The organism is Umezawaea sp. (assembly GCF_057122925.1).
This window is the reverse complement of record NZ_DBNGPQ010000073.1, coordinates 1-16518: the sequence shown is the minus strand read 5'-3', so window position 1 is coordinate 16518 and position 16518 is coordinate 1. Positions and strand designations below refer to the sequence as shown.

Sequence of the window (16518 nt, the reverse complement as noted above, 5' to 3'; positions counted from 1 at the left end):
CCCGCGAGTCGTGAGCCCCGACCTGTCCTGCCGTCAGTGCTGGCCCGCCAGCCCCGAACGTCCCGAGTGGGCGCTGTTCGCGGCCGGGAGGGCGATGGCCCCCGCCGCGACGGTCAGCACACCGGCGACCCACGACGTCCAGGCGGCGCCGGTGAGGTCGGTGTAGCCGATCACGAACGGCGAGATGAACAACAGCACGCCCAGCACCATCTGGAACCACTCGCCGTACACCATCGCGGGCGCCGCGAGCGACGCCAGTCCGTCGATGGCGATCAGGGCTCCCAGCACGATCATCGTCCACATCGCGCCGTTGGTGGTGTCGACGACGATCGGGGCCAAGAGCACCACGACGCCGATCACGACCTCCGCCCAGTCCTGCCACCTGGTCCACGCCTTGTCCATGATCCTTTACCTCCGTCCTGGAGAGGGACACCACCGATGGTCCGCCTTGATTGGCCGACCGGTCAACATTACTTTCCGTGCCCTGGCTCACAACGGTCGTTCTGAATCGGTTACTCGTCGGTAACCTCCGGCTCCCAGCGCTTCTCGCCTCGCCACCTGATACTCCTCACATGGGAGGACCCGCCGTGCAGAAGATCCTCGACGCGATCCTGGCCGACGAACTCGACGCCATCGCGTCACTCCCTGTGCCCGAGACGTACCGCGGCATCACGGTCCACGAGGACGAGACCGGGATGTTCGAGGGCTTGGCCACCAAGGACAAGGACCCGCGCAAGTCGCTGCACCTGGACGAGGTCCCCACGCCGGAACCCGGTCCCGGTGAGGCGCTCGTCGCGGTGATGGCCAGCGCCATCAACTACAACACCGTGTGGACGTCGATCTTCGAGCCGATGTCGACCTTCGGGTTCCTCAAGCGCTACGGGAAGTCCTCGCCGCTCGCGGCCAAGCACGACCTGCCCTACCACGTGGTCGGCTCCGACCTGGCGGGCGTCGTGCTGCGCACGGGCCCCGGCGTGAACGCCTGGAAGCCCGGCGACCGCGTCGTCGCGCACTGCCTGGACGTGCAGCTGGAGCACGCGGACGGGCACAGCGACACGATGCTCGACCCGGAGCAGCGGATCTGGGGCTTCGAGACGAACTTCGGCGGGCTCGCCGAACTCGCGCTGGTGAAGTCCAACCAGCTCATGCCGATGCCCGACCACCTCACGTGGGAGGAGGCCGCGTCGCCCGGACTGGTCAACTCGACCGCGTACCGGCAGCTGGTGTCCCGCAACGGCGCGGGCATGAAGCAGGGCGACACCGTGCTCATCTGGGGCGCGTCCGGCGGTCTCGGCTCCTACGCCACGCAGTTCGCGCTGAACGGCGGAGCGACGCCGATCTGCGTCGTGTCGAGCCCGGAGAAGGCGGAGCTGGTCCGGTCGATGGGCGCGGAGCTGATCATCGACCGCAGCGCCGAGGGCTACCGGTTCTGGAAGGACGAGCACGAGCAGGACCCCAAGGAGTGGAAGCGGTTCGGCTCGCGGATCCGCGAGCTCACCGGTGGCGACGACCCGGACATCGTGTTCGAGCACCCCGGCCGCGAGACGTTCGGCGCCAGCGTGTTCGTCGCCAAGCGCGGCGGCACGATCGTGACCTGCGCCTCCACGAGCGGGTTCCTGCACCAGTACGACAACCGCTACCTGTGGATGAACCTCAAGCGGATCGTCGGCTCGCACTTCGCCAACTACCGCGAGGCCTGGGAGGCGAATCGCTTGGTCGCCAAGGGGAAGATCCACCCCACGGTGTCCAAGGTGTACTCGTTGGCGGACACCGGACAGGCGGCGCACGACGTGCACCGCAACGCCCACCAGGGCAAGGTCGGCGTGCTGTGCCTCGCTCCGGGCGAGGGCCTCGGCGTGCGCGACCAGGCCCTGCGGGCAACGCACCTGAGCGGCATCAACCGCTTCCGCGGCGTGTAGGCGAAGTCCGCGCCGGGGTGCCACCGGGTCACCGCGAGCGGGTAGCGTGGGGGCATGGGCCTCGCCGACGATCGTGACCTCGTCCCGCTGGGATCCGGCTTCGACATCGCCAAGCGGGGGTACGACAAGGGCCAGGTCGAGGACCACCTCGAACGGCTCGACTCGGACCTCCGGCTGCTGGCTGCCGACCGTGACGCCGCGGTGTCCCAGACCAACGACCTGGCACGCCAGCTCGAAGCCGCTCGATCCGAGATCGCCGAGATGCGGGGTCAGGTCGAGCGGCTCTCCATGCCGCCGAACACGCTGGAGGGCCTGAGCGAGCGGTTGCAGCGCATGCTGCGCCTCGCCCAGGAGGAGGCCGCGGAGATCAAGTCCCGTGCCGAGGCCGAGGGCGGGCACATCCGCGCCAAGGCCGAGGGCGAGGCGGGCGTGCTGCGCGCCCGCTACGAGAAGCTGATCGCCGAGCTGGACCAGCGCCGTGCCGCGATGGAGGCCGAGCACCGCGGCGTGCTGGACAAGGCCCGCGCCGAGGCGGAGAAGATCGTCGAGGACGCGCGCGCCGCGGCCGACGTCGTGGTCAAGGAGGCCGAGCAGCGCCGCGTCACCGTCGAGGAGGACTTCGAGATCGCGATGGCCGCGCGCCGGGTCGAGTCGATGAAGACGCTCGCGGAGGCCGAGGCGGCCAGCAAGGCCGAGGCGGACCGCAGGCTGCGCGAGTCGCAGGACGAGGCGAACCGGATCCGCGCGCAGATCTCGCAGGAGCAGGCCTCCAGCAACGCCGAGGCCCAGCGCCTCGTGCGCGAGGCGACGGAGGAGGCGAACCGGCGCAGGCACGACTCGATCAGCGAGGCGACCGCCCGCGTGCAGGAGGCGACGGACGAGTCGAACCGGCGCGTGCGCGAGGCCACGGAGGAGTCGAACCGGCGGGTCGCGGCGGCCACGCAGCAGGTCGAGGCGCTGGCCAAGCTCCGCAACGGGTTGTCGCAGCAGCTGCGCAACGCCCGCACGGCGTTGCAGGACATCGCACCGCTGCTGGAACCGCTGGAGGTGGAGAAGGAGGCCGCCGCACCGCACGCGGTCCCCGCCGCCGCGGTGGCGAGCGCACCCACCGTCCAGGCCGCTCCGGTCACCCCGGCCGGTCCCGCCGCTCCGGCCAAGTCCGCCGCTCCCGCCGCTCCCGCAGCGGACAAGCAGGCCCGGTCGGAGGAGACCGTGAACCTGCCCAAGCCCACGCCCACCCAGCAGGTGGCTCCGGCCGCCAAGCGCTGACCGTCGGACCCCGGCGCTACCGTCGGGGCATGACAGCGCCACCGGACGAACTGCACACCGAACGCCTCCGGCTGCGCCGGGTCGTGCCCGGCGACCTGGCGTCCGCGCTGGCGATCATGGGCGACCCCGAGACGAACCGGCACAACGCGGACGGCACCCCGTCGCCGGAGCGCACGGCCGAGAACCTGGCGGCCTGGCTGCGGCACTGGGTCGAGGACGGCATCGGCTACTGGGCCGTGGAGCTGGCGGGCGAGGTCATCGGGTTCGGCGGCCTGCGCACCCACGACCTGGACGGCGAGCGGACCCTCAACCTCTTCTACCGCTTCACGCCCGCGCACTGGGGCCGCGGTTACGCCCCGGAGATGGCGCGCACGGCGCTGGAGTGGGCCGACCGGGCCCGCCCGGACCTGCCGGTGGTGATCCTCACCGACCCGGACAACACGCCGTCACAGCGCGTGGCGGAGAAGCTGGGCTTCGTCCGCACGACGAACCAGGGGAACCTGCACGTCCACCGCCGTCAGGACTCGACGATCGTCACCTGACGCTTCTCCCACGCCCCGTCCCACGTGCGCGCGAGCGGCGTCCGCACGTCCGGCGCGACCACGCCCACGATCGCGTCGAGCACCTTGTCCGACTGCCCCACCATCAGGTGCCGGGCGTTCTCGAACGGGACCACGGAAGCGCTGGGCAGATCGGCCCCGAACCGCTCCGCGGCTTCGTCGGGCCGCAGGTAGTCGTCCAGTTCGGGCACCAGGCACACCACGGCCTTCCCGGACCGCTCCCACACCCGCAGCTCCGCGGGCGAACTCCACCGCAGCGGCGGCGAGATCAGCACCGCGCCGCGAACACCGGGCAGGCACCCGTGCATCAACGCGAGATCGGTCCCGAACGACCACCCGACCAACCACACACCGGGCAACCCCCGCTCCCGCACGAACTCGACGGCGGAAGCAACGTCGAACTGCTCCCCCACACCCCCGTCGAACGCGCCTTGGCTGCGACCGGCCTCACTGACCGTGCCACGGGTGTTGAACCGCAGAACAGCGATCCCGGCCAGAGCGGGCAACCGCCAAGCAGCCTTGCGGTAGAGGTGCGAGTCCATCATCCCGCCATGCGTGGGCAACGGGTGCAACAACACCAAGGTCGCCACGGGCGCCACCTCGACGGGAAGGGCCAACTCCCCCACCAACTCAAGCCCATCAGCAGTGCGCAGCACGACAGCCTCCCGCACAGCGGGCAACACGGTGTTCGCACCGACCTTCACACCACCCACGACAACCCCTTCACCGAAACCGAAACCCGACCCACCCAACAAACGGGACACGTCCACCGCGAAGCGGGGGCAGAGCCCGTTCCCCACTCCCATCGTGTCTCGCCTTGTTCGTCAAGGCATCTTTCCCACCTTGACACAGCGGGGCATCGAGACGATTGACGGGCGGGGCGAAGTCTGCCCTTGCGGTCCTCGGACCTGCGACGATCCGGTTTCGTCGGTGGTCTGTCGTAGCGTGTGCATCGGGGGGCCCTGCACTATGGGGGACCTCTTTGAGAGTTGCGTGCCGGGGGTGCGGGGGGGTGGAGCCTCCCCCCGGTCGCGCAATTGTCTTCATGGCCGGACGTACCGCGTCAAGGCTGGAAAGACGCCTTGACCCGGCACGGCCGACCATGAGGGCGCTGTGGATCGGGGGCAGGGAGGGGTCTGGACTCGGTCCAGTTGGGTGGGTCCGCTTTGCTGCGGCGGGTTGAGCGCTTCCACTTCTGGTGGGCTTGGTTGGGTGGGGTCCGCTTCGGCTGCGGCGGGTTGGGTGCTTGCGGGCCCGAGACAACGGTCGCCACGGCTTCCCCGCACGACCCGAACCCCGGACTCAATACCCCCGCCGAGGCCTTCGAGTGCGGGAGTTCCAGCACCCCTGGTGCCAGTGCCGTCGTTCCTCCACCGACCCGTAGTCCGCCGCGGGCCACGCGACCACGTGGGGCGTTCCCGGTTGGATCTCGTGGTCGCACCCCGGACACCGGTAGTGCTTCGTCGTCTGCGCCCCGGCCACGTTCCGCACCAGCCACTCGCCGTCCGACGCCGACTCGTTGCGGGCCCAGCCGTGGCCCCCGCCGAGTGGTCGGTCGTCGGCCGACGCTGGTCGTTTGGGGTGGTTGCGGCGTGGCACGAGGGACCAGACTACCGATGGGCCTCCTGGCCGAGGAGAATGGTCGGGTGCCCACCTACGAGTTTCGCTGCAAGGCTTGCGGTTCCACGTTCGACGTCAAGCGGCCGATGAGCGCCTCATCGGAGCCCGCCGACTGCCCCGAGGGCCATTCGGACACGGTGAAGCTGCTGTCCGTCGTCGGGGTGGCGACGGCCGCCGCGGAGGCGCCCCAGGGCGGCGGCGGCTGCTGCGGCGGTGGGTGCTGCGGTTAGCCCTTCGGCTCCTTGGCGAGCAGCACCTCGGCCAGGTGCTTGCCCTGGTCGCAGATGGCGCCGAACTTGTTCGAGCCGTCGATCACGATGATGCCGAGGCCGCCGCCCGCGTAGTCCAGGACGAGCACGCAGGACGGCTGGACCTCGGTGTCGGCGGTGCGGTCCAGGTAGGTGACCTTGCGGCCGTTGAGGTCGTACTCGCCGGAGTTCTCCTGGAGCGCGACGGGCTTGCCCGCGCGGTAGCGGAGGGTGACGCCGACGTCCAGTTCCCCGGATCTGGTCTGCCACTTGCACGACTGGTCGTAGGTGGGGTCGTAGTCGCGGTCCGACGGCGGGCTGCTCTTGTCGGTGCCGGTGTAGGGCAGGTCGCCCCAGCCGATCAGGCCGCACAGGTTCTTGACCGGGTCTGCCGCGGGGTCGTCGGACGTCGACGTGGGCGCCGAGCCCGACGTCGACGGGTAGGGGTCCTCGGACGGGTCGACGGAAGGGTCGGTCGACTCGCCGCCGGGTGAGAACGGCGAGTCGATGTCCAGTTGCGGTTCCGCCACTGCCGCACCCCGCACCGAGTACGCACATCCGCTCGTCAACCCGAGCAACACCACCAAGAGCGAGATCACCGCGCGCCGCATGACTACCACCATGCCAAACGTGGACGCCCCCGTGTGCGGCGGCCACTGGTATCGGGGGCGCTCCCGCTCATCCGCGCAGCTCACGACGGCGGATCAGGCGTAGTCGCGGAACCCCTTCCCGGTCTTGCGGCCGAGCCGCCCGGCGGTCACGAGGTGCTCCAGGAGCGGAGCGGGGGCGAAGCCCGCTTCGCGGAACTCCAGGTACAGGGTGCGTTCGATCGCCAGCGACACGTCGAGGCCGACGACGTCGAGCAGCTCGAACGGGCCCATGGGCAGGCCGCAGCCGACCTTCATGGCGTTGTCGATGTCGTCGGCGTCGGCGTAGTGGGCTTCGAGCATCTTGACGGCGTCGTTGAGGTACGGGAACAGCAGCGCGTTGACGATGAACCCGGCGCGGTCGCCGCAGTGGACCGGTTGCTTGCCCAGGTCGAGGCACACCGCGCGGGCGGTGGCGACGACGTCGGCGGAGGTGGAGATGGTGTCGACGACCTCCACCAGCTTCATCACCTGCGCGGGGTTGAAGAAGTGCAGGCCGACGACGTCGCCGGGCCTGGCGGTGGCGGCGGCGCACTCGATGACCGGCAGCGACGACGTGGTGGTCGCGAGGATCGCGCCGGGCTTGCAGACCTCGTCCAGCGACCGGAAGACGGCCTTCTTGACCGCCAGGTCCTCGGCGACGGCCTCGACCAGCAGGTCGCAGTCGGCCAGCTCGTCGAACTCCACGGCGGGCGAGACGCGGCCGAGCACGGCCGCGGCGTCCACTTCGGACAGCTTGCCCTTCGACACGGCGCGGTCCAGCGACTTGCGCACCCTCGCGAGCGCCGCCTCGGCCTTGTCGAGGGAGCGGGCGCGCAGCACGACGTCGTAGCCGCGCTTGGCGAACACCTCGACGATGCCGGTGGCCATGGTGCCGGTGCCGATGACGCCGACGCGCCGGACGTCGCGCACCGCGGTGGTGTCCGACGCGGCGGCGGGCGTGTGCACGTCGGGCACGACGGTGGAGGAGTCGGGGCCGTCGTAGGTGTAGAAGCCGCGGCCGGACTTCCGGCCGAGCAGGCCCGCGGTGATCATCTGCTTGAGCACCGGCGCCGGGGCGTGCAGGCGGTTGCGGGACTGGTGGTACATCGTGTCGAGGATCTCGTAGGCCGTGTCGAGGCCGATGAGGTCGAGCAGCGCCAGCGGGCCCATCGGGTAGCCGCAGCCGTAGCGCATGGCGGCGTCGAGGTCTTCCCTCGTGGCGTAACGGGATTCGTACATCCGGACGGCGTGGTTGAGGTAGCCGAAGAGCAGGGCGTTGGCGATGAACCCGGCCCGGTCGCCGATCACGACGGGGGTCTTGCCGAGGCCCTCCACCAGTGCGACGACGTCCGCGACGACGTCGGGCTCGGTGACGACGGACCGGACGACCTCGACCAGCTTGAGCACCTGGGTCGGGTTGAAGAAGTGCAGTCCGACGACCTTGCCGGGGCGTCCGGTGTGGACACCGATCTCGGTGATCGACAGCGACGAGGTGTTGGACGCGAACACGGTGTCGGGCGGGCAGATCCGGTCCAGTTCGGCGAGCACGGAGGCCTTGAGGTCCATGCGTTCCGGCACGGCCTCGACCACGAGGTCGCAGCCCGCGAGGTCCGCGAGCGACGTGCTGGTGCTGATCCGGCCGAGCAGTTCGGCCTTGCCAGCCTCGTCCAGCTTGCCGCGCTCCACGGCCCGCGAGGTCGAGTGCTCCAGGTGGCCGAGACCGCGTTCGATGCCCCGCTCGTCCACGTCCACCGCGATCACCGCGACCCCGGTGCGGGCGAACACCTCGGCGATGCCCGCGCCCATCGTGCCGAGTCCGACCACTCCGACCGTGCTGAACTGGCGCGCCACGACGACCTCCCGGTGCTACCGAACGGTAACTTGTGGCGACTATGCCACGGTCCGGGCGCACCGACGCGTGAGCTTCACCATCGGGATCGTGCAAGTTGCCGGTTCACTCGTCGAAACCGCGCTCCGCCAGCTCCTCGATGCGCCGCAGCGCCTCCTCGGCGTCCGCGCCGCTGGCCACGACCTCGATCCGCGCGCCGCCGGGCGCCCCGAGACCCATCAGCGCCAGCACGCTGCGCGCGTCGGCCTCGTCCCCGTCGAACCGCACGAGCACGTTCGCGTCCAGGTCGGCGATCGTGCGCGCCAGCAGCGCCGACGGCCGCGCGTGCAGCCCGACGTCGTTGGTCAGCACCAGTTCCAGGCTGGCGGCGTTCGTCACCAGCCGCAGCGACGGCCGTCCGCTCGGCTTGACGGCGGTGACCTGGCCCGCGCTGCCGGGGGTGGCGCTCGCCGCCGCCACGCCCACCTCCGCCATCGCCACGCCGCCCTGCGCGGCCACGGCGGCGGCCACCGCGCCCTCGACGAGCGGCGCGTCGACCACGAGCACCCGCCCGTCGTCGACCTCCTCGACCGCCATCTCGGCGACCATCTTGGCGCTGCCGAGGTCGTAGAGCACGACGACGCCCGCCCCGGAGTCGGCCTCGACCACGGCGTCGGCGACCGCGGCGTAGTCCGTGCCCAGCCCGCCCTCGCCGTCCCCGCCCACGGGCAGCACGTCGACGTCGGGCGCCATCTGCCCGGCCAGCTCCGCGACGCCCTCGGCGAGCTTGCGGCTGTGCGAGACGACCACCAGCCCGACCAGCGCGGTCATCGGGTGCCGCCCCGACGGTCGGCCGGGGTTTCGGGGTGAGCGGTCATCGCTGGCCGCTCGCCACGTCGGCGAAGGTGCGCAGCAGCAGCGCGGTGGAGCGGGCGCCGGGGTCCATGTGCCCGATGCTGCGCTCCCCCAGGTACGACGCGCGCCCCTTGCGGGCCAGCACGAGCACCGTGGAGTCCGCGCCCTCGGCCGCCGCGTCGGCGGCGGCGCGCAGGAGGGCCGGGACGTCCTCGTCGCGCTCCACCGCGCCCTCGGCCGCCAGCACGGCGGGCAGCAGCGCGTCCACCATCGTCTTGTCGCCGCGCTCGGCCTTGCCGCGCGCGACCACGCCGTCCAGCGCGGCGCGCAGCGCGAGCGCCACGGTGGCCGCGTCCAGCTCGCCGGTGTCCTTGACGGCCGTCGCGGCCCGCAGGAACGCCGTGCCGTACAGCGGCCCGGCCGCGCCGCCGACCTTGGAGATCAGCGTCATGGCGACCAGCTTCAGCACGCCGCCCGGCGAGTCGGGGGCGTCGCGCTCCAGCGCGGTCACGAGGGCCGCGAAGCCGCGGTGCATGTTCTCGCCGTGGTCGCCGTCGCCGATCTCCCGGTCGAGCCTGCTCAGCTCCTCCCGGTGCTCCTCCAGCACCTTGGCCGCCGTCCGCATCGCGACGGCCACCCCGTGCCCAGAACACGCCACCACGGTCAGACCCCCCAGCGGAGAGCGGCCGTGTGGACCGGTGCGTCCCACAGGTCGAGCAGTTCGTCGTCCAGCTCCAGCACGGTGAGGCTCATGCCCTGCATCTCCAGACTGGTGACGAAGGGTCCGACCAACCGGCGTTCCACCACGATCCCCCGTTCCGCCAGCAACCGCTCCGCGATGCCGTGCGCCAGGTAGAGCTCGATGAGCGGGGTCCCTCCCATCCCGTTGGTGAACAGCAGCACGCGGTCGCCGTCCGCGAGCGGCATGTCCTCCAGGATCGGGTCCAGCAGGCTCCTGACCATCTCGTCGGCGGTGCCGATCTTCACCCGGCGCCTGCCGGGCTCGCCGTGGATGCCGATGCCGAGTTCGATCTCGTCCTCGGCGAGGGTGAAGCCGGGCTCGCCCGCGTGCGGCACGGTGCCCGCCGCGAGCGCGAGGCCCATCGACCGGACCCGGCCGACCACCCGGCGCGCCAGCGCCTCGCAGCCGTCGAGGTCGACCCCGCGTTCGGCGGCGGCCCCGACGACCTTCTCCAGCAGCAGCGTCCCGCCGACGCCGCGCCTGCCCGCGGTGTAGAGCGAGTCGGTCACGGCCACGTCGTCGTCGATCACGACGGTGCGGACCTCCACGCCGTCGGCGGCGGCCAGCTCGGCGGCGGTCTCGAAGTTGAGCACGTCGCCGGTGTAGTTCTTCACGACCAGCAGCGCCCCGGCGCCCGCGTCGGTCCTCCGCACGGCGGCCTGGACCTGGTCGGGGGTCGGCGAGGTGAACACGTGGCCGGGGCAGGCGGCGTCGAGCATCCCCCGGCCGACGAAACCGCCGTGGAGGGGCTCGTGGCCCGCTCCGCCGCCGGAGATGACGGCCACCTTGCCCGGCACGGGGGCGTCCGCCCGGACGACCACGGTGGGGTCGAACTGGACCGCGATCAGGTCCTGGTGGGCCAAGGCCATCCCCTTCAGGGATTCCTCGACCACTGTGGACGGATCATTGATGATCTTCTTCACCGTTGCCTCCCGATCGCCGCTGACCGATGCCATTAGTACCCCACGTCACGAGTCGTCGTAACGGCACAACGCCCTCGACTACGGTTAGGAAGGCCTAATAAGTCCAGCTCAGTGACCTTGAGTAGCGAAGGATTCGCGCTGTGTCGAACCGAAGGACCATCTGGGCGGCAGCGCTCGCCTGCACCCTCGCGCTGACGGCGTGCGGCCAGACGGCGCAACCCGCCGGACAGCCCGCCGTGGCACAGGGCGGAGCGGAGTTCGGCCAAGCGGGCGACAAGAGCAAGACGTTCGGCACCGACGCGGAGCCCGGCGTGTTCCCCCGCACGATCCGCCACGCGATGGGCGAGACGACGCTGGAGAAGAAGCCGGAGCGGGTCGTCGTGCTCGACGGCGGCGAACTGGACAACGTGGTCGCGCTGGGCGTCAAGCCCGTCGGCGTCGCGTTCCCCGACGGCGCGCCGACCATGCCGCCCTACATCGGCGACAAGGCGGGCACGCCGGAGAACGTCGGCACGATCGGCTCGCTGAACCTGGAGGCGATCGCCGAGCTGCGGCCGGACCTCATCCTCGGCTCGCGGCTGCGCGAGGAGGCCCAGTACGCCAAGCTCTCCGCCATCGCGCCCACCGTGTTCGCGGTCCGCCCCGGCTACACCTGGAAGGAGAACTTCCGGCTCAACGCCGCCGCGCTCGACCGCGTCGCCGACGCTCGGAAGATGCTCGCCGACTACACCGCGCACGCCGAAGCCGTCGGCAACGCCGTGGAGCAGGAGTTCGGCAAGCGCCCGACCATCTCGATGGTCCGGTTCCTCGCGGGCAAGACCAGGCTGTACGCCAGGAAGTCGTTCATCGGCACGATCCTGATCGACGCGAAGCTCCCGCAGCCGGAGAGCCAGCAGGTCGACGACCTCGCGGTGGAGGTCAGCACCGAGCAGATCGGCAAGGCCGACGCCGACTGGATCCTCTACGCCACCTACGGCGACGCGTCCAAGACCGCGCGGCAGGAGATCCTCGGAGGGCCGCTGTGGGCGGGCCTGACCGCGGTGAAGGCGGGCCACGCGAAGCCGGTCGCGGACGAGACGTGGTTCCTCGGGCTGGGCGTCATCGGCGCCGAGGCCGTGCTGACCGACCTGGAGAAGCAGGTCTCGAACTGAACCGGGCGCCCGGTGCGGGGTCTCCGCACCGGGCCGCCGGTCACCGGCCGTAGAGCAGCCTGGTGAGCCGGACGACGTGGCGCACGGTCCGCGAGCCGCGGTCGTAGGTCATCGGGTTCAGCAGCGCCCGGAAGCGCAGCCGGGTCACCGACTGCGGGGTGGTGAACTCGCGCAGCCCGTCGTCACCGTGGATGCGGCCGAACCCGGAGTCGCCGACGCCGCCGAAGGGCAGGCCGGGGATCGCCGCGAACGCCAGCACGGCGTTCACCGACACCATGCCGCAGCGCAGCTTGCGGGCCAGCTCCTCACCACGGCCGCGGGAGAACACCGAGCCGCCGAGCCCGTAGCGCAGCGCGTTGGCCAGCCGGACGCCCTCGTCGGCGTCGGGCACCCTGGTGATCACCAGGGTCGGGCCGAACGTCTCCTCGGTCACGGCCGTGGACTCCTCCGGCACGTCCACGAGCACGATCGGCGCGACGTACGGCGGCCGGATCGAGTCCAGCCCGCCGACGACCGCCCGGCCGCCCCGGTCCAGGGCGTCGCGCACGTGCGCCTGGATGACCTCGACCTGGCGCGGCATGGTGATCGGCCCGAACGGGGCGTTGGGCTCACCGCCGGGCCGCAGCTTCGACGCCTGCCTCGTGACCAGCTCGATGAACTCGTCCGCCACGGCCTCGGCCACGTAGACGCGCTCCACGCCCGCGCAGGTCTGGCCGGAGTTGAAGATCCCGCCCCACACGGCCGCCGCGGCGGCGGCCTTCACGTCCGCGTCGTCCGCGACGATCAGCGCGTCCTTGCCGCCGCACTCCACGAGCACCGGCGTCAGCGTCTCGGAGCAGGCCGCCATGACGCGCTTGCCGGTCGGCGTGGAGCCGGTGAACGCGACCTTGTCGACGCCTGCCCGGCACAGCGCCGCGCCCGTCTCGCCGAAGCCCGTCACGACCTGGAACAGGTCGGCGTGCTCGGGCGAGGCCTCGGCGAACGTCCTGGCGAGGAACTCGCCGACGCCGGGGGTGTACTCGCTGGGTTTGAACACCACGGCGTTGCCCGCGGCGAGCGCGTACGCGATGGAGCCCAGCGGCGTGAACGCCGGGTAGTTCCACGGGCCGATCACGCCGACCACGCCCAGCGGCTTGTACTCGACGCTCGCGGCGTGGTTGTACATCAGCATGCCGGGCGACACGCGGCGCTTGCCGAGCACGCGGCTCGCGTGCTTGCCCGCCCAGTGCAGGTGGTCGACGACCAGCGCCAGCTCGGTGCGCGCGTCGTCGGCCGACTTGCCGGTCTCGTTGCTGATCAGCGCCTGGAACTCGTCGAGCCTGCGGACCAGGAGCTTGCGCCACGCGTCGAGCCGGGCGCGCCTGCCGTCGAAGCCCAGCGCGGCCCACTCCTCGCCCGCGGTGCGGGCCCGCGCCACGGCGGCCTCGACGTCGGCGGCGGTGTGCACCGGGTGGTGGCCGACGACCTCGCCCGTGCGCGGGTCCAGTGACGCGAACCGCGTCTGGTCGCCGTCCGCTTCGGTGGACTCGGCCGGGGCGGTCTGCGTCATGAGCCCTCCAGAGGTGCTGCGGGGTTACCCAAGAGTAGGGGAATTCCGCACCACAGTAAGCCCCATCAGGGCTTGGGGAGCTTCGGCAGGAGCGCCTTGGCGAACGCCTGGGCCTTCGCGCAGCGGTCGAACTGCGCGTCCTTCGGGCCCGCGGACTTCACCTCGACCACCTCGCCGTCGTCGTCCTCACCCCTGAGCTGGACCCACTTGATCGTGCACGACGGGAACGAGGTGGCGGTGTCGACCTGGTACGCCTTCACCCCGCCGAGGTCGATCTCGGTCTGCTTGGAGTCGAACTTGTCGTCCTTCGGGACGAACCCGCCGCGGAAGTCGAGGGTCATCTCGGCGTCGTCGCCGACCCACGAGCAGTTGTGCAGGCCGTACGGGTAGACGCGCGGTGACTTGTCCGACGCCTCGACCACGGCGGCGTCCGACGGCAGCGCGCACGGGTCGAGCGTGATCAGCGAGCCCTTGGGCGCGGTCCGGACGGCCGTCTTGCCCTTGGCCAGCTTCACCACGGACTCGGCGACCTTGCGGCCGGGCACGCACCCGTCGCCGTCCTTGTAGCCGATCTGCACGGTGAACGCGAGGCCCGGCTCCTCCTGGGTGATGACCGAGACGAAGCACGCGCTGCCCTCCAGCACCTGCTCGTAGCTGCGCAGACCGGCGAGCGTCTTGTCCGCCTTCTTGATCTCGCTGGTCATGGTCTGCCCGACCTCGACGGTGATCGAGAGGTCCTTGCCGTCCTTGTCCTGCATGAAGTTGGAGCAGCGGCTGAACCCGCCCGGCACGGCCTCGTCCGGCTTGCCCAGCTCCTTGAGCGCGTCGGCGTCCAGGAGCTTGCACGGGTCGAGCAGCCGCAGCTTGTCGACGGAGAACGCCGGGTCGGCGGGTTCACCCGTGGTCGTGGTGCCGGTCACGGGTTTGTCCGACGGGTCGGCGGCGTTCGCCTGGATCGTGCTGCGCGGGAACGGCGGCTGCTTCGCGAGCGCGTCGGACCCGCACCCTGCGGCGAGCAGGGCGAGCGCGCTGAGGGCTGCGGCGACCGCGGGGAAGGTGCGGGTGGGACGGGGCACGAGGTGCACGGTAGCGAGCGGTGCTGACGTGCGCGGACCGAACCCCCGAACCCACAGGCGATCGACAGCGGTTCGTCGTCCGACCGACACCGGGAGCGTGGTCGAGGTCACGGAGGGCTTCGGGAACGATTCAGAAGATCGACGCGATGTAACTGGTGGAAGCACTCCCCGTCGAAAGGAACCCGTGTTGGGCAAGCACCGGAACAAGCGCTCGGCGATCGGTCGCACCGTGGGCCGCGCGGTCCGCTGGATCGACGACTGGACCGTCGAGGCGTTCAACCCCCGGACGCGCAGCGTTCGAAACGCCTTCCCTTCGAACGCTGCGCGTTCAGAGTCCTACCCGCGGTAGTGACCGGCCGAGGACTCCCCCGACCCGTCACGAGCCCGGCAGCGTCGCCGAGGCTCACCCCTGGTGGGGCGCTTCCCCGGCCCTGGTCCCCTCGGGGACCTCGTCGGGCACGATCAGCGGCTTCGTGAACGTCCACACGCCGAAGAACGCGGCGAGCGCGAGCATCCCGAGCCCGGACCAGAGGTTGATGTTCAACCCGTCCGCCTTGGCCAGGTCCTCGTCGCTGGTGAAGCCCAGCCCCACGATCGTCAGGATGACCCCGTACACGCCGAACAGCACGGCGATGATCAGGCGCAGGTCGAACAGACCCGCCCGGTGTCCCTTCTCGGCCATCGTCTACCTCCCTCAGCCGAAGATGATGTAGAGCGCGGCGGTCAGGGCGAGCACCCCGCCGCCGAGCAGCGCGGGCGAGCGGTACCACCCGGCGTCGTCGCCCGTGGTGGAGTGGGTGCGGTCCGCCTTGGGCGTGAGGCTGTAGACCAACCCGCCCAGCTGCTTCTCCGGCACCGGCTTCGTGAACATCGTGACGACCACGCTGACCACGATGTCGAGCACGAACGCGACGCTGGCGCCGACGAAGCTGGCGCCCTGGCCCGGCAGGTCGAGCACGCCGAGCAGCTTCGGGTCCGCCATCACGAAGACCGCGACGGCGCCGAGCGTGCCCGCCACGAGGCCGATCCAGCCCGCCGCCGCGGACATCCTCTTCCAGAACATGCCGAGGATGAACGTGGCGAACAGCGGCGCGTTGAAGAACGAGAACAGTTGCTGCAGGTAGTCCATCAGGTTCGCGTAGGTGGAGGCGATGAACGCGGTGCCGATGGCCAGCACGGTCGCGATCGCCGTCACCACCCGGCCGACCGTCAGGTAGTAGCCGTCCGGCCGGTCCTTGCGGATGTAGGTCTGCCAGATGTCGTAGGTGAAGACGGTGTTGAACGAACTGAGGTTGGCCGCCATGCCCGCCATGAACGAGGCCAGCAGACCGGCGATCGCGATGCCGAGCATGCCGTTGGGCAGCAGATCCCGCATCAGCAGCAGCAGTGCGTTGTTGAAGGTGGCACCGCTGGGTGCCGCCTCGCCCGCCATGAGCGCTGCCTTGTTCTCGCCCTGCAGTTCGGTGACCGCGACACCGGCGATCATGCCGGGGATGATCACGATGAAGGGGATGAACATCTTCGGGAACGCGCCGATGATCGGGGTCCGCTGCGCCGCCGACATGCTGTGAGCCGCCATCGCCCGCTGCACCTCGACGAAGTTCGTCGTCCAGTAACCGAAGGACAGCACGAACCCGAGCCCGAACACCAGGCCGAGGACGGACAGGAAGTTGTCGGTGAACCCGGTCAGCTGGTTGCCCGGCCAGCTCTCGAGCTGTTCCGCGCCACCCGGCCCCGCCGACACCTTGTCGACGAGCCCCTGCCAGCCGCCGACCTTGTACAGACCCACGATCGTCAGCGGCAGCAACGCGGCCACGATGACGACGAACTGCAGGACCTCGTTGTAGATCGCCGCGGAGAGCCCGCCGAGCGCGGTGTAGCTGAGCACGATCGCGGCCGCGACGATGACCGACACCCAGATCGGCCAGCCGAGCAGCAGGTTCACGACGGAGGCGAGCAGGAACAGGTTCGCGCCCGCGATCAGCACCTGGGCGACCGCGAAGCTGATCCCGTTGACCAGGTGCGCCGGTTTGCCGAAACGGCGGCGCATGAACTCCGGCACGCTGCGCACCTTGGAGCCGTAGTAGAACGGCATCATCACCACGCCGAGGAACAACATGGCCGGCACCGCGCCGATCCAGAAGTAGTG

Annotated in this window: 17 protein-coding genes; 5 read left to right on the top strand and 12 right to left on the bottom strand. The window is 70.8% G+C overall.

The window, feature by feature from the left end; translation table 11 throughout:
- Nucleotides 1-33 precede the first annotated feature (33 nt).
- Nucleotides 34-402: an SPW repeat protein gene (locus AC156L_RS16250; protein ID WP_330873819.1), complete on the bottom strand. Its 369-nt coding sequence runs from the start codon at nt 400-402 to the stop codon at nt 34-36.
- Nucleotides 403-572: 170 nt separating this feature from the next.
- On the opposite strand from AC156L_RS16250, the gene ccrA reads away from it, so the two are divergent.
- From ccrA to AC156L_RS16235, 3 genes are read left to right on the top strand one after another with little or no spacing between them, the layout of a single operon-like run.
- Entirely contained in the window at nt 573-1919 is a 1347-nt protein-coding gene (ccrA, locus tag AC156L_RS16245; protein WP_330873818.1) for a crotonyl-CoA carboxylase/reductase, read from the top strand.
- A 54-nt stretch (nt 1920-1973) separates the two neighbouring features.
- Entirely contained in the window at nt 1974-3188 is a 1215-nt protein-coding gene (locus AC156L_RS16240; RefSeq protein ID WP_330873817.1) for a chromosome segregation protein, read from the top strand.
- 29 nt (nt 3189-3217) lie between these two features.
- Nucleotides 3218-3730, top strand: a complete 513-nt coding sequence (locus AC156L_RS16235) for a GNAT family N-acetyltransferase (RefSeq protein ID WP_330873816.1) — start codon at nt 3218-3220, stop codon at nt 3728-3730.
- Here the strand turns inward: AC156L_RS16235 and AC156L_RS16230 are convergent.
- A complete protein-coding gene (locus AC156L_RS16230) occupies nt 3706-4338 on the bottom strand; it encodes an alpha/beta hydrolase (protein ID WP_330873815.1) in 633 nt (210 codons plus the stop codon). The genes AC156L_RS16235 and AC156L_RS16230 overlap by 25 nt on opposite strands.
- Before the next feature lie 712 nt (nt 4339-5050).
- Nucleotides 5051-5347, bottom strand: a complete 297-nt coding sequence (locus AC156L_RS16225; RefSeq protein WP_330873814.1) for a hypothetical protein — start codon at nt 5345-5347, stop codon at nt 5051-5053.
- 47 nt (nt 5348-5394) lie between these two features.
- Between AC156L_RS16225 and AC156L_RS16220 the strand changes: the two genes are divergently transcribed.
- The gene (locus tag AC156L_RS16220) at nt 5395-5598 is read left to right on the top strand and encodes an FmdB family zinc ribbon protein (protein WP_330873813.1); all 204 of its coding nucleotides are present in this window, start codon (nt 5395-5397) and stop codon (nt 5596-5598) included.
- Here the strand turns inward: AC156L_RS16220 and AC156L_RS16215 are convergent.
- From AC156L_RS16215 to dhaK, 5 genes are all read right to left on the bottom strand, one after another.
- On the bottom strand, nt 5595-6146 hold the full coding sequence (locus tag AC156L_RS16215) for a DUF3558 family protein (protein WP_330873812.1): 552 nt from the start codon (nt 6144-6146) through the stop codon (nt 5595-5597). The two genes, AC156L_RS16220 and AC156L_RS16215, sit on opposite strands and share 4 nt — an antisense overlap.
- 174 nt (nt 6147-6320) lie before the next feature.
- A complete protein-coding gene (locus tag AC156L_RS16210) occupies nt 6321-8096 on the bottom strand; it encodes a 3-hydroxyacyl-CoA dehydrogenase family protein (protein ID WP_330873811.1) in 1776 nt (591 codons plus the stop codon).
- A 103-nt stretch (nt 8097-8199) separates the two neighbouring features.
- Nucleotides 8200-8904 carry a dihydroxyacetone kinase phosphoryl donor subunit DhaM gene (dhaM, locus tag AC156L_RS16205; RefSeq protein WP_330873810.1) on the bottom strand — a complete coding sequence of 235 codons (705 nt, stop codon included), beginning with the start codon at nt 8902-8904 and terminating at the stop codon, nt 8200-8202.
- 43 nt (nt 8905-8947) lie between these two features.
- On the bottom strand, nt 8948-9586 hold the full coding sequence (dhaL, locus tag AC156L_RS16200) for a dihydroxyacetone kinase subunit DhaL (protein ID WP_330873809.1): 639 nt from the start codon (nt 9584-9586) through the stop codon (nt 8948-8950).
- Nucleotides 9587-9591: 5 nt separating this feature from the next.
- Complete coding sequence (dhaK, locus tag AC156L_RS16195; protein ID WP_330873808.1) at nt 9592-10593, bottom strand: dihydroxyacetone kinase subunit DhaK; 1002 nt, start codon at nt 10591-10593, stop codon at nt 9592-9594.
- A gap of 140 nt (nt 10594-10733) precedes the next feature.
- Between dhaK and AC156L_RS16190 the strand changes: the two genes are divergently transcribed.
- The gene (locus tag AC156L_RS16190; RefSeq protein ID WP_330873807.1) at nt 10734-11744 is read left to right on the top strand and encodes an ABC transporter substrate-binding protein; all 1011 of its coding nucleotides are present in this window, start codon (nt 10734-10736) and stop codon (nt 11742-11744) included.
- A gap of 40 nt (nt 11745-11784) precedes the next feature.
- Here AC156L_RS16190 and AC156L_RS16185 read toward each other — a convergent pair whose 3' ends face one another.
- From AC156L_RS16185 to AC156L_RS16170, 4 genes are all read right to left on the bottom strand, one after another.
- On the bottom strand, nt 11785-13293 hold the full coding sequence (locus tag AC156L_RS16185) for an aldehyde dehydrogenase family protein (protein ID WP_330873806.1): 1509 nt from the start codon (nt 13291-13293) through the stop codon (nt 11785-11787).
- 65 nt (nt 13294-13358) lie between these two features.
- Nucleotides 13359-14369 carry a DUF3558 domain-containing protein gene (locus tag AC156L_RS16180; protein WP_330873805.1) on the bottom strand — a complete coding sequence of 337 codons (1011 nt, stop codon included), beginning with the start codon at nt 14367-14369 and terminating at the stop codon, nt 13359-13361.
- Between the two features lie 403 nt (nt 14370-14772).
- The gene (locus AC156L_RS16175; protein WP_330873804.1) at nt 14773-15051 is read right to left on the bottom strand and encodes a hypothetical protein; all 279 of its coding nucleotides are present in this window, start codon (nt 15049-15051) and stop codon (nt 14773-14775) included.
- 12 nt (nt 15052-15063) lie between these two features.
- The coding region (locus tag AC156L_RS16170) for a sodium:solute symporter family transporter (protein WP_484406979.1) at nt 15064-16518 on the bottom strand (1455 nt) is incomplete at its 5' end.

What these genes read in the sequence shown, in the direction of transcription:
- AC156L_RS16250 (WP_330873819.1), bottom strand. Translation starts at nt 402, where the DNA reads ATGGACAAGGCGTGGACCAGGTGGCAGGACTGGGCGGAGGTCGTGATC.
- ccrA (WP_330873818.1), top strand. Translation starts at nt 573, where the DNA reads ATGGGAGGACCCGCCGTGCAGAAGATCCTCGACGCGATCCTGGCCGAC.
- AC156L_RS16240 (WP_330873817.1), top strand. Translation starts at nt 1,974, where the DNA reads ATGGGCCTCGCCGACGATCGTGACCTCGTCCCGCTGGGATCCGGCTTC.
- AC156L_RS16235 (WP_330873816.1), top strand. Translation starts at nt 3,218, where the DNA reads ATGACAGCGCCACCGGACGAACTGCACACCGAACGCCTCCGGCTGCGC.
- dhaM (WP_330873810.1), bottom strand. Translation starts at nt 8,904, where the DNA reads ATGACCGCGCTGGTCGGGCTGGTGGTCGTCTCGCACAGCCGCAAGCTC.
- AC156L_RS16185 (WP_330873806.1), bottom strand. Translation starts at nt 13,293, where the DNA reads ATGACGCAGACCGCCCCGGCCGAGTCCACCGAAGCGGACGGCGACCAG.
- AC156L_RS16175 (WP_330873804.1), bottom strand. Translation starts at nt 15,051, where the DNA reads ATGGCCGAGAAGGGACACCGGGCGGGTCTGTTCGACCTGCGCCTGATC.